Consider the following 1027-nt stretch of genomic DNA (forward strand, 5'->3'; position numbering starts at 1 on the left):
AATGTCGATCGCGGCACGGCCCGATGGGATGGGCAACGACATGGTGGCTGCTGTCACATTTTCCTCCGCCTCGGACACATTCCAGGCATTCATGAGTAGCTTGGGCGTTTTTACCATTGCAGCCGGAGATCGGTTTGTGCTGGAAGGTGACATCAACATTTCAAGCCCAGTCAACCTGAGTGTCGTTGAGGCTGCGCTTTCGTTTGTTGGCGGCGGCGGTCCCTCGGTGAGTGTTTGGAAAAAGGCGCTGGGGGGGAATCTGCCAGAAACCTGCAATCTGAAATTCCGTAGCTCTATTCTCACGTTGCCTGCTGGCACCTACACAGGCGGGTCGATCGCATTCACGGCGCGCTGTACCGGCGCTGGAAGCGCGATGATAAAGATCGGGACGGTCGCAGCGCGCAAGATTAACTAAGCCCGCACCGCATCAACCACAGCCCGCCTCGTGCGGGCTTTTTCATTTCCGGGGAACCACATGCCATACACCAACCCGGCCGCCCTGATCGGGGGGCAGAACATGGCCGCCTTTCTCGACATGCTGGCCTTCAGCGAGGGCACCGACAACAGCCGGCAGCAGACAAGGAACCACGGCTACGACGTGATCGTGGGCGGCAGCCTGATGACCACCTACGCCGACCATCCGCGCCAGCGCGTGTACATCCCCCGGATCAGCGACTACAGCACGGCGGCCGGGCGGTACCAGTTGCTGACCCGGTACTTCGACGTCTACAAGCGGCAACTCGGCCTGCGCGACTTCGGTCCGGCGGCACAGGATGCCATCGCGGTCCAGCAGATCCGCGAGCGCAGCGCTGTCGCGGACATTCAGGCCGGGCGGCTGGTGGCCGCCATCAACAAGTGCCGGAACATCTGGGCCAGCCTGCCGGGCGCCGGATATGGCCAGCATGAGCAGCAATTCGATGCCCTCAGGGCGCAATACCTCCTGCACGGCGGGATCGACAACGGGGTCTGACATGGCAAGCGATGAAGTTTGGGTGATTGCGAAGATCAGCGGGGCCGCGGCACTGGG

General features: G+C 62.0%; 2 protein-coding genes. Both read left to right on the forward strand.

Annotated elements, in window-relative coordinates:
- Positions 1–415, forward strand: a 415-nt coding sequence (locus AC3WXD_RS34925) for a hypothetical protein (RefSeq protein WP_492325743.1), incomplete at its 5' end; no start/stop codon positions are given.
- Between the two features lie 60 nt (positions 416–475).
- Positions 476–970 (forward strand): glycoside hydrolase family 24 protein, encoded by a 495-nt coding sequence (locus AC3WXD_RS34930; RefSeq protein WP_492325744.1) that lies wholly within the window; start codon positions 476–478, stop codon positions 968–970.
- Positions 971–1027 lie beyond the last annotated feature (57 nt).

It is taken from the genome of Cupriavidus sp. FW216-B1, assembly GCF_058789195.1.